Genomic DNA, 18,347 nt, shown 5'->3' with positions numbered 1-18,347 from the left:
GACGCCTTTTATGGCGGCTAGGGTGGTGTTTGGTAGCCTGTGAGCGCGCTCTCCCACGACCGAGACGTCGGGTAGCTGTAGTAGAGCGTCCTCGAGCTTGTCGCGCAGGCGTCTAACGTGCAGATTTTCAAACTCGATTAGTTTATTGCTATTTTCCAGTGCTTGTGCCATGCCGACGATGCCCGCGACATCGAGCGTTCCGCTGCGTCTGCCGCCCATGTGTTCGCCGCCATGAAGCAGACTAGTTAGCTTTTGTGAATCCTTGATGTATAGGCCGCCCACGCCCTTTGGTCCGTGAAATTTATGCGCCGAAAAGCTCATAAAGTCCATGCCCATCTCGCGCACGTTTATCTTGATCTTGCCGACGGTTTGCGTTGCGTCGGTGTGAAATAGTGCGCCGTGCTCGTGGGCGATCGCCGCGCACTCTTTGATCGGGAAAATGGTGCCCGTTTCGTTATTTGCCCACATGATGCTAACGAGCGCGGTTTTGTCGTCGATGAGCTTTCTTAGGTCGTTTGGATCGAGCAGGCCGTTTTCGTTTACTGGCACGCGGCTCACGCGAACGCCGTATTTTTTGAGAAACTCAAATGTCGCCGAGATCGCCGGGTGCTCGACGGCGCTAATTATGACGTGATCTTTGTCTTTATTTAATATATGATCGAAAAATACGCCCTTAGCCACCCAGTTGTTGCTTTCGGTGGCGCAGCCAGTGACCACGATGTCGTCGTTATCGCTCGCGTTTATGCCGGCATAGAGCTGATCCATCGCGCGGCGAAGTGCCGGGTGCGTCTCGGAGCCGAATCTATGAAGCGAGTTTGGGTTGCCGTATTTTTCGCAAAAAAACGGCTTCATAAGCTCGAAAGCTTCGGGATCGACCATCGTCGTGGCATTGTTGTCTAGATATACTCTCACGCTTGACCTTTATCAATTAGGATATATTTTATCCCTTTTATTTTCGCGACGATAATATAACAAATTTTATAAATTTTTGATTAAAATTTTAGCTTAGTTTTTTCAAATTTAGCCAGTTTTTGATAGAGTTTATATATTGAAATTCCTTATCAAGTAAGCAAAACATCGTCGTTTCGGTCAAATTTGATATAAAAAGATAAAATATATCCTAAACTTAGTTTGATTTCTTAAGGTTTTAGAAAATTTAAAAATTAAAATTTTCGCATTTTGGATGAAAATCGGCAAAATAAATCCGAATTTGACGCCGACTCGGGACAAATTTGTATCCTTGCTCGGTTAAATTTGACGCGAGATAAAGACGAGAACGAGCGTCAAATTTAAGGCCGCTGAATGTTTCTGGCGTCGTAAAATTTGATCGTCCAGGGCGCATCCTCGATATCGGCGCCCAGTTTCGCCGCAAAATACTCCCGAACCGCGGCGTAGTCTGATTTTGAGATGAAATAAATATTTATAACGCTCGTTTGGCTAAACAGGGCAAGGTTGCAAAAGTAGCTTAAATTTACGTCCTTATCAAAGGCTCTAAGCACGCATTTTACGATAAAAATCAGCGCATAAAAAATAAATGCGGCCAATACGAACATAAACGGGATCACTACCGCGGAAAGCGGTTTCTTTGGTATCGCTCCTAAAATTTGATAGGGCGATTTTCGCATTTGGGCGATATCTGCTAAATTTATCGTTACTCCCTTTTTGGTTTGGTAAATTTTATCCTCGTAAAGGTAAACGAGCGAGGGATTTTTGAGTTTTTTGATTAGGTCGGCGGCGGCTAAAATATTCATAAGAATACCGCTACCAAACATCGAAGCAAACCTAGGGTCTCGCATCGCCTCTGCCCTAAAAACCTCCCAAAATGAGCCGCTTTGCCAATCTACCATGCCGCTAAAAAATATCAAAAACGCCATAAAAAAGGTTAGCACTAAATAAAAATGCGCAGCTAAGTGCGATGCGGTAAAAATCGTCCTGTAAAACTAGCGGATTTTCGTCGTAGTTCCTGCTCAAATTTTATCCTTTGCGCGCCGTGCGATAAAAATATTTGGCTTAAATTTAACCCGTCAAATTTAAGAACCGGCAGGATAAATCGTGCTCAAATTTGCCCGAAAAGCCTAAATTTGACTAATTTATCCCACTTAGCAGCTCTTGCGTTTGCTCGAAGCTAAAGCCCTCTTCGGCGTCTTGTTTTAGGAAGTTATCTATAAATTCTTTTTTTGAGATAGCAAGGTCTAGCTCTTTGTCGCTGCCCTTTTGATACGCGCCGATGCGTAGCAGGACCTCGTTTTCTTTTAGAAGTGAGTAGAGACGTTTTAGCTTGGCGGCGTTTGCCCTGTGCTCTTTGGTCGCGATGTCGCTCATCACGCGCGAGGCGGAGTTTAGGATATTTATAGGCGGGTAGATGCCAAAGTCCGTCATCTCGCGACTAAGCACGATGTGGCCGTCTAGGATCGAGCGACTCTGGTCGGCTATCGGATCGCTCATGTCATCGCCATCGACTAACACGGTAAAAAAGGCCGTTATGCTGCCCTTGCCTTCCTCTTTGCCCGCACGCTCCATCAGTTGAGGCAGTAGGGTGAGCACGGATGGCGGGTAGCCCTTAGAAGTCGGCGGCTCGCCCAGCGCTAGACCTATCTCTCGCTGCGCCATGGCAAACCTCGTCACGCTATCCATAATAAAAAGCACATCTTTGCCTTGGTTTTTGAAGTATTCGGCCACGCTCATCGCGCAAAAGGCGCCGTATTTTCGCATCAGCGGGCTATCGTCGCTAGTTGCTACGATGACGACGGTGCCGCTTAGATCGCCGCGTAAATTTTTCTCGATAAACTCCGGCACCTCGCGGCCGCGCTCGCCGATTAGGGCGACTACCTTGATCGGAGCTTGCGAGTTTTTCACTATCATACCCATGAGCGTACTTTTGCCCACGCCAGAGCCCGCGAAAATGCCTAGTTTCTGGCCTTTGCCGCAGGTTAGTAGTCCGTCTATGCTTTTAACTCCGACGCTAAAAATTTCATCTATTAGTCCGCGCTTCATAGCATCGATCGGAGCGCGCATTATCGGGGCGTACTCGGTGGCGGCGATCGCGCCCTTGCCGTCTTTTGGATTCATAAAAGGATCCACCACGCGCCCCAAAAGAGCGTCTCCGACGGGTATTTTCATACCTTGGTCGCTCTGATAGACGAAGTCGCCGATCTTGTAGCCTTCTACAAAGCCAAAGGGCGAGATGAGCGCGGTATTTTGCCGCACCTCGGTCACCATCGCCAGTCCGCTTTTGCTCTTGTCTTTAGCGCAAATTTGCACGATGTCGCCGATGCTGGGGCGCAGTCCCGAGATCTCTATCGTCGTAGCAGAAATTCGCTCGATCACGCCAAAGACGCTAGATAGAGATAAATTTGCGCCCAGTTTTGATTTTAAGCTATCTAAATTCACTAAAATCTCACTTCTTTGTGCGAATTTATGAGGGAGAAAAACTCGCGTCTAGTCTCGCTGCTATTTAAAAAACATCCTCGCAGCGCCGAAGTGGTAGTGGTTGAGTTGATCTTGCCTACGCCTCGCATCTCCACGCACATGTGGCGCGCCTCGATGACGACGCCCACGCCTTTTGGCTTGATGACCTCTTGCACGGCTTCGGCGATCTGCTCGGTGAGCTGTTCTTGGATCTGCAAGCGGCGGGCGAAGATATTTACCATGCGCGGGATTTTGCTAAGACCGACAACCTTGTGGTTTGGGATATAGGCCACGTGCACGCGCCCGAAAAACGGCAGCAAATGATGCTCGCAAAGGCTGTAAAACTCGATATCGCGCACGAGCACCATTTCGTTATTTGAGCTGTCAAATAGCGCGTCGTTTAGCACGACTTTTGGGTCTTGAAAGTAGCCGCTCGTTAAAAACTCATAAGCTTTAAAAACGCGCTCGGGAGTTTTAACTAGTCCCTCTCTGCGCGGGTCTTCGCCGACTAAATTTAACATCTGCTCGACGCAGCTTTCAAACTTTTCTTTTTTTAAATTCTCATTTTTTAAATTTTCTTGCATTTGCGTTCCTGACTAATTTTGCTATTTAAATTTGATAAATGATTTTACTTAAATTCGCCTTTTGCGCGCTTAAATTTATACTATGAATAAGGAAAATTTTGCTACACTCTAGGAAATTTTTATTTTTTAAAGGAATTTAATGCAAATCAAAACCAAGGCGATCGACGCCGTAAATGCTTCGCTAAGTGCGAAAATACCGAGCGCGGATGTAAAATCCAAACTCGAAAACGCTGCTAAAAAAGCTGCGAAAAATATGAAAATAGACGGATTTAGAGCGGGCAAAGTGCCTGTGAACGTAGTTCTAAAACGTTACGAAAAAGAGCTAACCGCCGATGCTGAGCAAGACGCGCTAAAAGACGTCATAGACGCAGGTCTAAAAGAGCTAAATAGAAAATTTGAAGAGGTTATCGGCGAGCCGATCGTGACTAAATTTGACAGAGGCGAGAACGAGATAGACGCGGAGATCGAGCTTTCGTTTAAACCGGTTATAAACATCGACGGCTACGAGGAGCTGATAGAAAGCGTCAGCACTCCGCGCGTAACCAAAAAAGAGATCGACGAGAGAAAAAATGAAATTTTAAAAATGATGGCTCCGCTAGAAAAAGTGGAAAAAGAGGCGCTTGAAAAGGGAGATTTTGCTAAATTTGACTTCGAGGGCTTCGTAGACGACGAGGCGTTTGAGGGCGGCAAAGCCGAAAACTACCTGCTAGAAATCGGCTCAGGTCAGTTTATACCTGGCTTTGAGGACGGTATGATCGGGCTAAAAGTCGGCGAAGAGCGTGATGTGAAGGTTAAATTCCCTGCCGAGTACGGAGCTGCGCACCTTGCGGGCAAAGACGCGACGTTTAAAGTAAAACTACACGAAATCCAAGGTAAAAAAGTACCTGAAGAGATCGACGAAGAGACGCTAAAACGCATCATGCCGGGCGAGGAAAAGGTGAGCGTCGAGCTGTTTGAAGAGAGACTAAAAGAGCAGATCAAAGCCGAGAAGCACGCTAAAAACGTAAACGAGGAGCTAAAGCCTAAATTTGCCGACGCGATCGTGGCTAAATTTAACTTCGACGTGCCGAAAAACATCGTAGAGCAAGAGATGGATATGCAGTTCCGCGGCGCTTGGAGTAGCTTTACGCCTGAGCAGATGGCTAAATTTAGAGAGGATAAAGACGCTCTAACTAAACAGCGCGAGACATACCGCGACGACGCCGTAAAAAGCGTGAAGCTAACGTTTATAATAGACGAGCTAGCGCGCCGCAGAGATATCAAGGTAAGCGACCAAGAGCTGATCCAAGCGGTTTACTTTGAGGCATATCGCTCGGGTATAGATCCGAAACAACACCTTGAAAACTATAAAAATCAAGGAATTTTACCTGCGATCAAAATGTCGATGATCGAGGAGAAGCTATTTAACGAGATGTTTGCGCTAAAGAGCGATAAGAAAGAGAAAAAGGCGGAGTAATGAGCTACTACATCCCCTACGTCATCGAGCGCACGAGCAAGGGCGAGAGAAGCTACGACATCTACTCACGCCTGCTAAAAGACCGCATAATAATGCTTAGCGGCGAGATCGAGGACGGTATGGCGTCTGCGATCGTGGCTCAGATGCTGTTTTTAGAGGCCGAAGATCCGGACAAAGACATATATCTATATATAAACAGTCCAGGCGGCGTGATAACGAGCGGATTTAGCATTTACGATACGATGAACTACATCAAGCCCGACGTCTGCACGATCTGCATCGGTCAGGCAGCGTCTATGGGCGCGTTTTTGCTTAGCTGCGGGGCGCAGGGTAAGCGTTATGCGCTACCAAATTCACGCATCATGATCCATCAGCCTTTAGGCGGCGCGCGCGGACAGGCGACGGATATAGAGATCCAGGCGAAGGAAATCTTGCGTATGAAAGAAATTTTAAACGCGATCCTAGCTAAAAATACGGGTCAAAAACTAACTAAAATCCAAAAAGATACCGACAGGGACTTTTTCATGAGCTCTGCCGAAGCCAAAGAGTACGGGCTTATAGATAAAGTTTTGGAGAAAAGCTTTAAGTAAAGAGTAAAATTTGATAAAGTTAGACAACAAAAAAAGCGAAAACATAGCGGCAAATAACGCGTCTACTCAAAAAGTAGGCGCAAAAGCCAAAAAGGACGAGTTTAACATTTACGGTTTTTCCGAGGCGATCATAAAAGAACTAACTGAGGAAAATATCCCCTCGATCCCGAAAAACTACACCGTTTTTTTTGAAAAGATGCTCGAAAAGCAGTCTGACGACTTTAAGAAAAAGGTCGGCGAGATCATAAAGATCGAAGACGAGATCGGCAAACTCGAGGACGATAGACAAATCAATATCGAGCGCGAGGTCAAAAATAGCTTTATGCAGATAAAAAGCATGCTACAGGCCGTTGCGCTCATATATAAAAATTTGGGAGTTTTAAAAACTATCATCAAAAAACGCTCGGAAAGCCTAGATCCAAATGTAAATTTGATCACGATACAAAGCGTCTTTAACTCTTTTAACGAAGACTTAAACAAGCTGAATTCGCTAATGGACAAGCATATCGAAGTTATCAAAACGAGCTACGAAGAGATTAGTAAGGTTTTTAAGCTGGTTGAAGAACAGTCTATATATGATGAAAAATTTGACGTATATAATAGAAAATTTTTCCTCAAGACGCTTGGTATCGAGTCTGAAAATATAAAAAAATACGACTACAAGTCCTCTGTTATGCTACTAAAGCCAAAAGATAGCGCGCTGGATGGCATCGGATCAAAAGGCAAGTTGGCCGTTTTAAAAAATATATCTCGCATGTTGCTTCGTACATCGAGGCGTAGCGATATCTTGTCGCACTACGGCGGAGGATGTTTTGCTATGCTGATGAAGCATACCGACATAAGCGGCGCACAAAAAGCCTGCAAACGTATAACCGATATGTTTTACGACACCTCTTTCATGCTAAATGGAGAGAAATACGAGTTTGATATGGAAGTGGTCACTTTTGATCTAAACATGACAAAAACTATCGAGGAGATGCTTTCTTTGGCGCTTGATTCGCTTGTAAACACTGGTAGAGACGGCGAACACTTTTTGGTACTAGAGGACAAGACTGAAAAATGATACTAGAAATTCTAACCTATCCTAACAAAAAACTTTTCGTCAAATCGCTTGAAGTGAAAGTTTTTGACGCCGAACTGCATAAATTTTTAGACGATATGTATGAGACCATGATTGCTAAAAACGGCATCGGACTAGCCGCCATCCAAACGGGCGAGGCTAAGCAAATTTTGATCATAAATTTAGTGGACGAAGAGAGCAAAGAGCAGCGTAAAGAGGATCTGTTAGAAATCATAAATCCCAAAATTTTACGCAAAGAGGGCGAAATCATCTATCAAGAAGGCTGCCTTAGCGTACCCGGATATTACGAAGACGTAAAAAGAGCCGAGTTTATAACGCTGGAGTATCAAGATCGCTTCGGCGAGCGAAAAGAGCTCGAGGCGGACGGGCTTTTGTCGGTTGCGATCCAGCACGAGATGGATCACCTCGACGGACACCTTTTTATTGAACGCATCGGCTACAACAAACGCAAGAAATTCGACAAAGAGTATAAAAAGCAAAAAAACGCATGAAAGCCCTAAAATGCGCCACTTATAATGACGAATTACGGCTTGTGGATGTCGAGTCCAGCTTTAACCGCGGTTTGCCCGCACTTAATATCGTGGGTCTTGCGGGAGCTTCGATCAAAGAGAGCGCCGAACGCGTAAAATCGGCGCTTTTATCGTTAAATTTCTCCTTCCCCGCGCAAAAAATCATCATAAATTTATCCCCATCCGATATGCCAAAATCCGGTAGTCACTTTGACCTACCCATCGCGCTTTTAATCGCTTTGCAAAAAGAGCGCGACTTTGAGCCGATTTTTGCGTTCGGTGAGCTTGGGCTTGACGGCGGCGTCAAAAGTACGGCGAGCCTTTTTTCTATCTTGCTTTTTTTGAGCGTGAAGGCGCCGGGTTCTCGCGTTCTGATCCCGCAAGAGATAGCGCAAAAGGCGGGCGCGATACCGAATTTAGAAATTTACGCCGTTTCAAATTTGGCCGAGGCGATCAAATTTTTCCTAGAGCCTCAGTTTGCCGCCTCGCGCAAAGTCGGCGCCGTTCATCCGCTTTTTTCAAATTTGTTCAAAATCGGCGAAAAAAGCTTCGTAAAAAATCAAAATTTCGAGCTAAATTTTAGCGACGTTAAAGGCCAGAGTAGGGCAAAAAGAGCCTGTCTGGTGGCCGCTTGCGGTATGCATAACATTATCTTTGAGGGTAGCCCCGGATGCGGCAAAAGCATGAGCGCCAAGCGACTGCGCTACATTTTGCCGCCGCAAAGCTTGGATGAGATTTTGCTCAGTTGCGCTTACAGCTCGCTAAATCAGCAAGAGAGCGAATTTTCCGCTCTGCGCGCCTTTCGTTCACCCCATCATACGAGCACACGCAGCTCGATATTTGGCGGCGGATCGAGCTCGGCTAGGATCGGCGAGGTCGGGCTAGCTAACGGCGGGATTTTATTTTTTGACGAGCTTCCGCACTTTGCGCCCCAAATTTTAGAGAGCTTGCGCGAGCCGCTCGAGGACTATAAAATCAATGTTTCGCGGGTAAACTCAAAGGTCACGTATGAGACCAAATTTATGTTTGTAGCCGCGATGAACCCGTGCCCTTGCGGTAATCTGCTCTCCAAAAATCTAGAATGCAAATGCTCGGAGCTCGAGATCAAGCGCTATAAATCGCGTATTTCGGCACCCGTACTAGACCGCATCGACCTTCACGTACAGATGGACGAGGTGGCCGCGAGCGACAAGAGCGACGTTACGAGCGAAGCGATGTGGCAAACTGTGCTGCGCGTGTTTGAGACGCAAATCTCGCGCTCTCAAAGCGAGCTAAACGGCAAGCTCGGCGACGAAGAGATAGCTAAATTTTGCATTTGCGACGACGAGGCGAGCGGCGTGCTAGATTTTGCTACGCAGAGATTTTCGCTTAGCCGCCGCGCTATCAATAAAACTCTAAAAGTCGCCCGCACGATCGCCGACATCGAGGGCTCGCGCATAATCAAAAAGCCTCATATTTTAGAAGCTTTGAGCTACCGAGTGAAGCAGGAGGGCGCATGAAAAAGCTATTTTGGGATACGGCGGAGCTTGACGCTAGAGCCGTGAGCGAGTTTGGGCTTAGCACCGAAGTTTTGATGCAAAACGCGGCTAACGCGTTAGCCAACGCCGTGCGAAGTAAGTTCAAAAAATCATCGACCAAACGCCGTAAAATTTTAGGCGTAGTCGGCAGCGGAAATAACGGCGCAGACGTGCTCGCCGCGCTTAGGCTTTTGGGCGGCAAATTTGATTGTTTCGCATTTTTAGCCAGCGACAAACAAAACGAAATCTCAAAAATAGAACTAACAAGGGCTCTAAAATGCGGCGTAAATTTGATCTCAAATTTGACGGAAGGCGGCGAAATTGACTGCATTATCGACGGGATATTCGGTACGGGGCTTAGCCGCGAGCTAAACGAACGAACGATAAATTTGATAAATCTACTAAATGCAAAACCCGGCTACAAGCTCACCTGCGACATCCCAAGCGGACTTGATAAAAACGGTTTATCGCAAGGAGCGGTTTTTAAGGCTGACACGACCGTGACGATGGGCACGTTAAAGCTAGCGCTTTATAGCGACTTTGCAAAGGATTTCGTCGGGCGCGTGAAAGTCGCAAATTTAGGCCTATCTCGCGAGCTTTACGAGACGCAGACGAGCTTTTATCAACTTGGGAAAAGTGACTTAAATTTGCCGTTTCGCACTAAGCAAAACGCTAACAAGGGTGACTTTGGCCACGTGTTTGTCGTTAGCGGCCAAAAGTGTGGAGCGGCGCGTATAGCGGGACTTGCTGCGCTAACTATCGGCGCGGGACTCGTTAGCGTCGTGGGCGAAAATTTAGACCTCGAGCCCGTTTTGATGCAAAGCGCGTGCATAACGTCAAAAATGCGAGTCGGTGCCGTCGGTATGGGGCTTGGCGAGCTTAGCGAGGCGCAAAAAGACGAGCTTTTTAGCGAGCTAAAAACAAAAGACGCGCTAGTTATCGACGCCGATCTTTGCTACGAGCCGCGCACGCTTAAGCTTTTAAACAACGAAAAAGTTGTGATAACGCCGCATCCAAAGGAGTTTGCGGGCTTGCTGGAGCTTGCAAATCTGGGCAAATTTGACGCTGGCGAAGTACAAAAAAACCGCTTTAAACTCGCTCAAATTTTTAGCCGAAATTTTAAATGCGTGCTTGTTTTAAAGGGTGCAAATACGCTAATCGCGCAAGGCGGCGAGGTATACGTCATGACGCACGGTAGCGCCGCGCTCGCAAAAGGCGGTAGCGGAGACGCGCTAAGCGGTATCGTCGCGGGACTGCTCGCTCAGGGTTACGACCCGCTAAATGCCGCGATCTCGGGCACGCTAGCTCACGCTCTAGCCGCTCGCGAAATCAAAATCAACGACTACGCGCTCACGGCCGCGGACGTCATCAAAGGACTCAAATGCTTACGAAAAAAATAGCGGTTTTATTTAGCGGCGGCGGCTCGAATTTGGAAGCGATTTTAGAGAGGCTGCACGGCAAGGTTTTTGGCGAAACCAGGATCGAAGTCGCGCTAACGCTAACAAATAAAGCTAACGCCGGCGGCATCGCAAAGGCCGCAAAATACGGCCTAAAAAGCGTCGTTATCGAGCACGTTAATTTTGCATCGCGCGAGGAATTTGACGCCGCGGTCGTCCAGGAAATAAAACGCGCTAACGTAGATCTAACCGTGCTTGCGGGCTTTATGCGCATCCTTACGCCCGTTTTTACAAGGCAAGTTCGCGCTATAAATTTGCACCCGTCGCTGCTGCCGCTTTTTAAGGGCGCGCACGCGATAAAAGAGAGCTTTGAGAGCGATATGAAGGTGGGCGGCGTGAGCGTGCACTGGGTTAGCGAGGAGCTAGACGGCGGCAAAATCATCGCTCAGCGAGCATTTGAAAAGAGTGCGGGAATGAGTCTTGAGAATTTTGAAGCCAAAATCCACGCGATCGAGCATGAAATTTTACCTGAAACTATCGTACAAATTTTGACGGGCAAAGAGTAAAATTTAACGACTAAATTGACGAGTGTTTTTGGCTCTTGCTAAATTTAGAAATTTTGAGCTTGTTTTTATATTGCGTCAAATTTATGATTTTTGCGAAACAGGGCATAAATTTAGCCAAATTTTGACTTGCAAATTTCAAATTTTCGCACCTGTTTTTTATGCTGCGTCAAATTTAAGAATGCAAATTTGCGAAAACGTCGCGCGTTGCAAACTTCGCTTGGTGCTTAAAACATCAAAAACGTTAAATTTGGCCGATTTTGCTCTAATGCGGTACTTTCGCGTCTCTTGCTAAAATTAAAAATGAAATTTGGCAGCAGGTGTTTGCGCTAAATTTAAGCTCAAAATACATCTGTAAATTGATCGTAAATTGCCTACCTACTCGCAAATTTTGCCAAAAAACCGTAAATTTGAAGCAGTAAATTTACAAAGCGTGCACTCCGGATAAGACGATGTAAATTTGACCGGCTTTGCGCATCGCTCAAAGCTAAAACAAATTTACGTCTTTGAAAGCAAATTTATCTCAAAAGTCGCAACGAAAATTTATCCAAAGTATCAGGCGCCTAAAAACAGGTTTATGGGAGTCGCGCGAATAGCAAAAGCAAGTGCTAAATTTTGAAATTGAAGGCCATAAAGCAAGATAAATTGCGGTAATAAAACGAGCGAAAAATTTAAAATCTACAGACGACGTTGCGTCAAATTTAAAACCGAAAAGTAAAAGGAAATTCAAAAAGAAAGAGGCGGAGAATCTCCGCCCAAAAGTAGAATTATTCGGTTTTAAATCCCCCGCCAAATGCCTTATAAACGTCCACGACCGAGTCGATGAGGCTTAAATTTGCCGCGATGTCTTGGAGTCTAACCGAGAGTAGGTTGCGCTGCGCATCTAGTAGTTCCAGGTGCCCCGTATAGCCTTCTTCAAACTGATCCTTGGCCAGCTTATAGATTTTTTCTTGCGAGTGCAGGAGTTCTTTGACCTGATTTAGCGTTAGTTTGGCGTTTTTACGGTTGTTTAACGCGTCTCTAACCTCGCCCAGAGCCTTTTTGACCGCCGCTTCGTAGGCTACGGCCGCGATTTGCTCGTTGGTTTCGGCTATGCGGACGTTGTTTTTGGTTCTGCCGTAGTCAAAAATTTTCTGCACCAAAGAGCCACCTATGCTCCATGTGTTGGCGTTGCTGATAAAGATATTTTCAAAATCCACGCTAGAAAATCCAAAAAGTCCCGTTAGCGAGATGGACGGTAGATAGTCGGCCTTTGCGACGCCGATTAGCGCGTTAGTGGCGTTTAGATCGGCGTATGCTTTAGCTACGTCGCTCCTTCGCAGTAGTATGTCCGCGCTCACGCCCGCGCTTACTTCGGGCTCTTTTGGTAGCATTTTAGCGCTTTGCACGGCGCCACTTAGGATCTCGTCGTTTGATTTACCGGTTAGTACCGCTACTGATGTTAGAGCCTGAGATAGCGAGGTTTGCACTTCTAATAGGCTTACTTTGGCGCTTTCGACGGCGGCTTTGCTTTGTAGATAGGTCGTCTCGTTTATGCCGCCTAGATCAAGCTGCGTTTTGCGAAGCGCCAGCGTCTCCTCGTAGGTTTTTAGCGTATCTTTTAACACGGCTTCGCGCATGTTTAGAGCCACGAGCGCGAAGTAGCTTTTAGCCACGCTAGAGCTTATACTAAGGCGTGCGGTAGCGTAGTCGAGCTTAGTCGCGTTTAGGCTAGCTTTAGCCGACTCGATACTGTTTCTCACCTTGCCCCATAGGTCTATCTCGTAGCTAAGGCCCAAATTTACCTCAGAGTTTCGGTAGCGCGTCTGAGGCTGCTTGGTGTAGGTTTCGCCGCTACTTTTTGCTTTGGTATAACCGACGTTTAAATTTACGCTAGGAAAGAGATCGGCCTCTGATATCCCGAGACTCGCGGCAGCTTTTTGTAAATTTAAATAAGCGGTGCGAAGATCGGTGTTTTTCTCTAGCGCGCTAGCTACGAGAGCGTTTAGGTTTTCGTCGCCAAATTCCTTCCACCACTCGTCTTTGATGTCGCTAGTTTCAAATTTATACGTAGATTCAAATTTCGTATCTACCTCGGGTATCTCGGGTCGAAACGAGCAGCCCGCTAAAAATAGCGCCGCGGCTAAAGTTAAAATTTTATACATTTTTGACCTCCTGTGCTCCGCTTGGTTTTTTGTCCCAGACTTTGTTGTTTAGCTTTTCTAGTAGATAGTAAAACATCGGTATGAAAAATATCGCTATCGTAGTGGCCGCTATCATGCCGCCGATAACGCCCGTGCCTAACGAGTGGCGAGACGCCGCACCAGCGCCCGTGCTGATAACCATCGGAAAAACGCCCAGGGTAAATGCGAGCGAGGTCATGACGATCGGGCGGAAGCGAAGCCTTGCCGCATTAACGGCCGCGTCAAATACGCTCTTGCCGGCCAGTCTTTCTTGCATCGCAAATTCTACGATAAGGATCGCGTTTTTAGCTGATAGACCGATGAGAAGCAGTAGTCCGATCTGGAAGTAAATGTCGTTTGTTAGCCCTCTAGCCCAAACGGCGACTAGCGAGCCAAAAACCGCAAACGGAACGGCCGTGATAACTGCTAGCGGGATGAGCCAGCGCTCGTACTGCGCCGCCAAGATCAAAAACACGAAAATCATACCGAATATAAACGCCGTAGAGCCCGTGCCTTGCGAGCTAACCTCCTGATACGCCGTGCCCGCCCAGCTGATGGAGTATTCTTCCATATTTAGCGTTTGTTCGACCACCTCTTGTATCGCTTTTATCGCGTCTCCCGACGTGTAGCCCGGTTTTGGGTCCCCTTGGATCTTAGCCGCCGGGAAAAGGTTAAATCTATCCACGATATCGGGACCCAAAATTCTAGTTAGAGTTGCTACGGAGTTTAGCGGTATCATCTCGCCGCCTTTTGAGCGGACGTAAATTTTACGTAAGTCTTCGGGATTGTTTCTAAATCGGTCCTCGCCTCTGGCATAGACGCGGTAGGATTTGCCAAAAAGGCTAAAGTCGTTGATATAGTAAGAGCCGAAAGTCGAGCCTATCGCGCTAAAAATTTCGCTCTCGCTCACGCCGAACATCTGGGCTTTTTGCCTATCGACGTCGATTTTAAACTGGCGGTAATTAGTCTCTAGCGTAGAGCGCACGCTGGTTAGATCCGGGCGAGCGTTTGCGGCGGCGACTACTTTTTTTACATCCTCTTCGATCTGGGAGTAGCTTTTGCCGCTTTTATTTTGTAGATACATCTCAAAGCCGCCCGTCATCGAAAGACCCATGATAGGCGGGACGTTTACGACAAAGCTCATCGACTCCTTTGAGCCCCAAAGCATACCGTTAAAAGGCCCGGTTAGCGCGTCTGCTTGACTATCCGGCATTTTTCTCTCGCTCCAATCTTTTAGCTTGATAAAGCTGATGGCAGAGTTTTCTCTAAGAGCGCCCGCAAGCATATCATATCCGGCAAAACCCATCGTAAATTCGACGTTTGGATTGCTTAGAACCATGTTGCTGATAGTTTTTACCTCTTCTTTGGTTTTTAGCATATTGCTTGACGGCGGTAGTGAAGTGATAACCATCAGCGCGCCCTTATCTTCGGACGGTACGAGGCCGCTAGGAACTTTTTTAAACAGCTCGAAAGTCGCAAAACCCATGACGCCTATCAAAATAAGGCTGATTATAACGTGACGAAGCACTTTTGCAACGCCCGCGGTAAAAATTTTCGTACTCCAGTCGAAAAAGTCGTTAAATTTCTGCACGAACCAAAACGGCTTGTTTTCTTGTTTTTTTAGCATAACGCCGCAAAGCGCCGGAGTAAGCGTAAGCGCGACAAAGCCCGAAATACAAACCGAAGTAACTAGCGTTAGCGCAAACTGACGCTGGATCACGCCGACAAAACCCTCCATAAAAGAAACCGGAACGAAAACGGCGGATAAAACCAGCACGATCGAGATGACGGGGGTTTGAACCTCCTCCATCGCCTTATAGGTCGCTTCTTTGACGGTTATGTCTTTTTCCTCGTGTAAAATTCTCTCCACGTTTTCGATAACGATGATGGCGTCGTCCACGACGATACCGATAGCAAGTATGAGCGCGAAAAGAGTGATTAAATTTATGCTAAATCCCATCGCGTACAGTCCGCCAAAGGTGCCGATGATAGACACGGGAACGGCTAGCATCGGGATGATAGTCGCGCGGAAGCTCTTTAAAAACATATACATAACGATGATAACTAAGATCATCGCCTCGATAAAGGTTTTTACGACCTCATGGATAGAGACTTCGATAAATTCGGTCGGGTTATATGCGACCGTGTGTTTAAAGCCCGCAGGGAAATTTTTACTTAGCTCGTCTAGCTTTGCGTTTACCGCTTGCGCCGTGGCTAGGGCGTTAGCGTCGTTTTGCATAAAGATTAGAAGCGGGATGGCGTCTTGGCCGTTTAGCATTGCGTCTGATGCGTAGCTAGCCGCCCCTAGCTCCACGGTCGCTACGTCTTTTAGTTTTAGCGTCGCGCCGTCCGCGCTTTTTATGATTATATCGCCAAACTGCGCGGCATTTTTGAGACGGCCGTCAGAGCGAACGGAGTAAACGTAAGGATTATCGCCGTCTGAGGGCTGTTCGCCTATTTTACCGGCGGCGTATTGACTGTTTTGGATTTTTACTTGAGCGATGACGTCGCTAGGGGTTAGCTTGTAGTAGGCTAGTTTGTCCGGTTTTAGCCAAATTCTCATCGAGTACTCTTTACTACCGATTAGCGCCGTGTCGCCCACGCCGTTAACCCTTTTGATCTCGTCTGCGATGTTTAAATTTACATAGTTATACAGCTCGACTAAGTCCATGTTTGAGCTCGTAAAGCCGACTACTTCTAGGATCGAGCCGCTGCGTTCGCGCACGGTCACGCCCATATTTTGCACCTCTTGAGGTAGCCTTGAGAGCGCGGCTTGGACGCGGTTGTTTACGTCGATCGTGGCTTGCTTAGCCGAGGTGCCGATTTTAAAATAAACGTTGATATTTAGCGAGCCGCTCGAGCTTGAGGTGCTTTGCATATAGAGCATGTTTTCTACGCCGTTTATCTGATCCTCGATCGCGCTGGCTACGGAGTCGGAGATGGTTTGAGCGTCGGCGCCCGTATAGACGGCGCTAACGGAAATTTGAGGCGGAGTTAGCTTAGGATACTCCTCGATAGGAAGCCCTTTTATCGCCATCGCGCCCGCGATAACTATGATGATAGATACGACGGTGGCAAATATCGGGCGGTCAATAAAAAATTTAGAAAACATCACTTGGCCTTTTCTTGCTCGGCCTTAGGCTCTAAATTTACGCCCTTACCAAAGCTTTCGGTTAGGTCTTTATCTATCTCGACGGGCGCGCCTACGCCGATTTTTAGGAAGTTGTTTAAGATGATTTTATCATTTTCGTTTAGCCCTTCGCTAACGACTGCGGCGTCTTTGGTTTGGTAGGTGATTTTTACGTCCTTGGAGGCTACTTTACCGTCCTCTACGACTAGCACGTAGGTCTTGACGTCGGTTTGCTGGAGCGCTACTTGAGGGATTTTAAAACCGTCTTTTTGGTAAAATCCGCCCATCGTCACGTGGCCGAACATGCCAGGTAGCAGCTTACCTTCGTCGTTGTTAAATTCGGCCTTGGCTAAAATGGTGCCCATGTTAGTATTTACGACGTTATCGATGAAATTTACCTTGCCGTTAAATTCTCCCGGGCCGACTTTAAGCACGGCGTCCGAGTTTGTTTGCGCCCAGAGGCCGCTTTCTTGCATTTTGACGCGGTTTAGATTATCTACGTCGGAGATATGAAAGTGCGCCTCGATCGGGTTGATTTTGGTTAGGCGCACGAGCTGGGTCGTGTTTGCTACGACTAGCGAGCCCACGTCTACTAGGTTATCGCCCAAAACGCCGTCAAAAGGCGCGGCGATACTCGTGTAGCCTAGGTCTATTTTGGCGTTTTTAGCGTTTGCTCTAGCGCTTAGTAAATTTGCGTTTGCGATCTCGAGCGCCGAAACGGCCGCGTCGTACTCTTTTTGCGAAACGGCGTTTTTCTTATATAAATTTGAAATTCTGTTAAATTCGGTCTGAGCATTTTTTAAATTTGCGTTTGCTACGCCGATAGAAGCCTCAAGCGCGTCGTAGCTGGCTTGGTATTTTTCCGGATCTATCAAAAACAGCTTGTCGCCGGCTTTTACGTTGTCGCCGGGTTTAAAAAACTGCTTGGTTATCGTGCCGCTTACTTTTGGATAGACGATTACGTCTTGCTGGCTAGTTAGGGTCGCGGTGTAGTCAAAGCTGATCGGCACATCTGATTTTTTAGCTACGAATACATCGACCTTTGACGGCGGCATTTGCCGTTGTTGTCCGGCTGCAGCCGCGCTTTTTTTATCGTTACCATCAAAGCATGCCGTAAAAAGCAGCGACGCCAATAACAAAACAGAGATATTTTTAAAATTTCTCATAAATTTGCCTTTAATTTTTTGGGATATTATACAAAAATTTGGTATGTAATATTTGTTACAAATAAAGTCGGCTATTTTACTCTTATTTATACGAAAAGTCAAATTTTAGAGAGTAGAATTTAGCGTTTTTTTACGCCGTGTAAAAACATATCTATGCGTGTTTTTACGTGCTCTTCGCGCTCTTCTGCACTTAGCATTATGTCCTCGTTTAGCAAAACAGCATTATAATGATAAGGCTCTCTGACGACTGCGGCAAACGCCTTGGCCGCGACGTAAGGAGAGATACATGGATTTAGTTGGACTCTTATGTCTTCGCGCTCAAAAAAATCGATTAAAATTTTATCGATTTTGCTTAAAATTTGATCCAAAAATTCTTTACCTAAAAGGCCGTCATTTTTCGCGCCTTCGCTCATCATTACTCTTGAGATTAGCGTGGTTTTCTTTTCGCAGATGATGTCGAAAAATATCATCGCGAATTTGGTTAAAAAATCATCCAGCTTATGCGATAAATTTAGATCTATTTTCTCGTCTATTTGCGTCCTAAAGTCGTCAAATCCACGCTCTACGATAGCGCGAAAAAGTCCTTCTTTATTTTCAAAAAATTTGTAGATGCTCGCCAGCGACCCGCCGCTTTTTTTGATGATATCCGTTAAACTCGTGTTTTCGTAGCCGTTTTCGAGGAAAATTTCAAGTCCGGCTTGGATGAATTTCTCTTTTCTCTCGGCGCTTCGTTTCGTCGGTTTCGTATTCATTTTTCTAGCCCTCAAATTTCAAAAAATCTTAA

Annotated in this window: 15 protein-coding genes; 7 read left to right on the top strand and 8 right to left on the bottom strand. The window is 46.5% G+C overall.

Annotated features, from left to right (window positions below; all coding sequences use genetic code 11):
- From Q0546_RS10225 to folE, 4 genes are all read right to left on the bottom strand, one after another.
- A partial coding sequence (locus tag Q0546_RS10225; RefSeq protein WP_298792745.1) for an aminotransferase class V-fold PLP-dependent enzyme occupies positions 1-912 on the bottom strand: 912 nt, incomplete at its 3' end.
- Between the two features lie 377 nt (positions 913-1,289).
- Positions 1,290-1,865 (bottom strand): hypothetical protein, encoded by a 576-nt coding sequence (locus tag Q0546_RS10220; protein WP_298792743.1) that lies wholly within the window; start codon positions 1,863-1,865, stop codon positions 1,290-1,292.
- Between the two features lie 220 nt (positions 1,866-2,085).
- Complete coding sequence (gene fliI / locus Q0546_RS10215) at positions 2,086-3,390, bottom strand: flagellar protein export ATPase FliI (RefSeq protein ID WP_122872930.1); 1,305 nt, start codon at positions 3,388-3,390, stop codon at positions 2,086-2,088.
- Positions 3,390-3,992 (bottom strand): GTP cyclohydrolase I FolE, encoded by a 603-nt coding sequence (gene folE / locus Q0546_RS10210; RefSeq protein WP_298792739.1) that lies wholly within the window; start codon positions 3,990-3,992, stop codon positions 3,390-3,392. The genes fliI and folE overlap by 1 nt, the downstream gene beginning before the upstream one ends.
- Positions 3,993-4,131: 139 nt before the next feature.
- Between folE and tig the strand changes: the two genes are divergently transcribed.
- The 7 genes from tig to purN are packed head-to-tail and all read left to right on the top strand — an operon-like array spanning position 4,132 to position 11,108.
- A complete protein-coding gene (tig, locus tag Q0546_RS10205) occupies positions 4,132-5,448 on the top strand; it encodes a trigger factor (protein WP_298792738.1) in 1,317 nt (438 codons plus the stop codon).
- Positions 5,448-6,038, top strand: a complete 591-nt coding sequence (gene clpP, locus Q0546_RS10200) for an ATP-dependent Clp endopeptidase proteolytic subunit ClpP (RefSeq protein WP_298792736.1) — start codon at positions 5,448-5,450, stop codon at positions 6,036-6,038. The genes tig and clpP overlap by 1 nt, the downstream gene beginning before the upstream one ends.
- Positions 6,039-6,048: 10 nt before the next feature.
- Complete coding sequence (locus Q0546_RS10195) at positions 6,049-7,101, top strand: diguanylate cyclase (RefSeq protein WP_298792734.1); 1,053 nt, start codon at positions 6,049-6,051, stop codon at positions 7,099-7,101.
- Positions 7,098-7,610: a peptide deformylase gene (def, locus tag Q0546_RS10190; protein WP_298792732.1), complete on the top strand. Its 513-nt coding sequence runs from the start codon at positions 7,098-7,100 to the stop codon at positions 7,608-7,610. Before Q0546_RS10195 ends, def begins: the two co-directional genes overlap by 4 nt.
- Positions 7,607-9,127: a YifB family Mg chelatase-like AAA ATPase gene (locus Q0546_RS10185; protein ID WP_298792730.1), complete on the top strand. Its 1,521-nt coding sequence runs from the start codon at positions 7,607-7,609 to the stop codon at positions 9,125-9,127. Before def ends, Q0546_RS10185 begins: the two co-directional genes overlap by 4 nt.
- Positions 9,124-10,545, top strand: a complete 1,422-nt coding sequence (locus Q0546_RS10180) for an NAD(P)H-hydrate dehydratase (protein ID WP_298792728.1) — start codon at positions 9,124-9,126, stop codon at positions 10,543-10,545. The genes Q0546_RS10185 and Q0546_RS10180 overlap by 4 nt, the downstream gene beginning before the upstream one ends.
- Positions 10,527-11,108 (top strand): phosphoribosylglycinamide formyltransferase, encoded by a 582-nt coding sequence (gene purN / locus Q0546_RS10175; RefSeq protein WP_298792726.1) that lies wholly within the window; start codon positions 10,527-10,529, stop codon positions 11,106-11,108. Before Q0546_RS10180 ends, purN begins: the two co-directional genes overlap by 19 nt.
- Before the next feature lie 764 nt (positions 11,109-11,872).
- Here purN and Q0546_RS10170 read toward each other — a convergent pair.
- The 4 genes from Q0546_RS10170 to Q0546_RS10155 all read right to left on the bottom strand — a co-directional run bounded on the left by Q0546_RS10170 (position 11,873) and on the right by Q0546_RS10155 (position 18,315).
- A complete protein-coding gene (locus Q0546_RS10170) occupies positions 11,873-13,249 on the bottom strand; it encodes an efflux transporter outer membrane subunit (protein ID WP_298792724.1) in 1,377 nt (458 codons plus the stop codon).
- Entirely contained in the window at positions 13,242-16,379 is a 3,138-nt protein-coding gene (locus Q0546_RS10165) for a multidrug efflux RND transporter permease subunit (RefSeq protein WP_298792721.1), read from the bottom strand. Before Q0546_RS10165 ends, Q0546_RS10170 begins: the two co-directional genes overlap by 8 nt.
- Positions 16,379-17,563: an efflux RND transporter periplasmic adaptor subunit gene (locus Q0546_RS10160; protein ID WP_298792719.1), complete on the bottom strand. Its 1,185-nt coding sequence runs from the start codon at positions 17,561-17,563 to the stop codon at positions 16,379-16,381. The genes Q0546_RS10165 and Q0546_RS10160 overlap by 1 nt, the downstream gene beginning before the upstream one ends.
- A 119-nt stretch (positions 17,564-17,682) precedes the next feature.
- The gene (locus Q0546_RS10155) at positions 17,683-18,315 is read right to left on the bottom strand and encodes a TetR/AcrR family transcriptional regulator (protein WP_298792717.1); all 633 of its coding nucleotides are present in this window, start codon (positions 18,313-18,315) and stop codon (positions 17,683-17,685) included.
- Positions 18,316-18,347 lie beyond the last annotated feature (32 nt).

Origin of the sequence: uncultured Campylobacter sp. (genome assembly GCF_937997465.1) — a bacterium.
Classification (GTDB): domain Bacteria; phylum Campylobacterota; class Campylobacteria; order Campylobacterales; family Campylobacteraceae; genus Campylobacter_A.
Note: the sequence above shows the minus strand (reverse complement) of the source record. Positions and strands in the feature narration are given on the sequence as shown.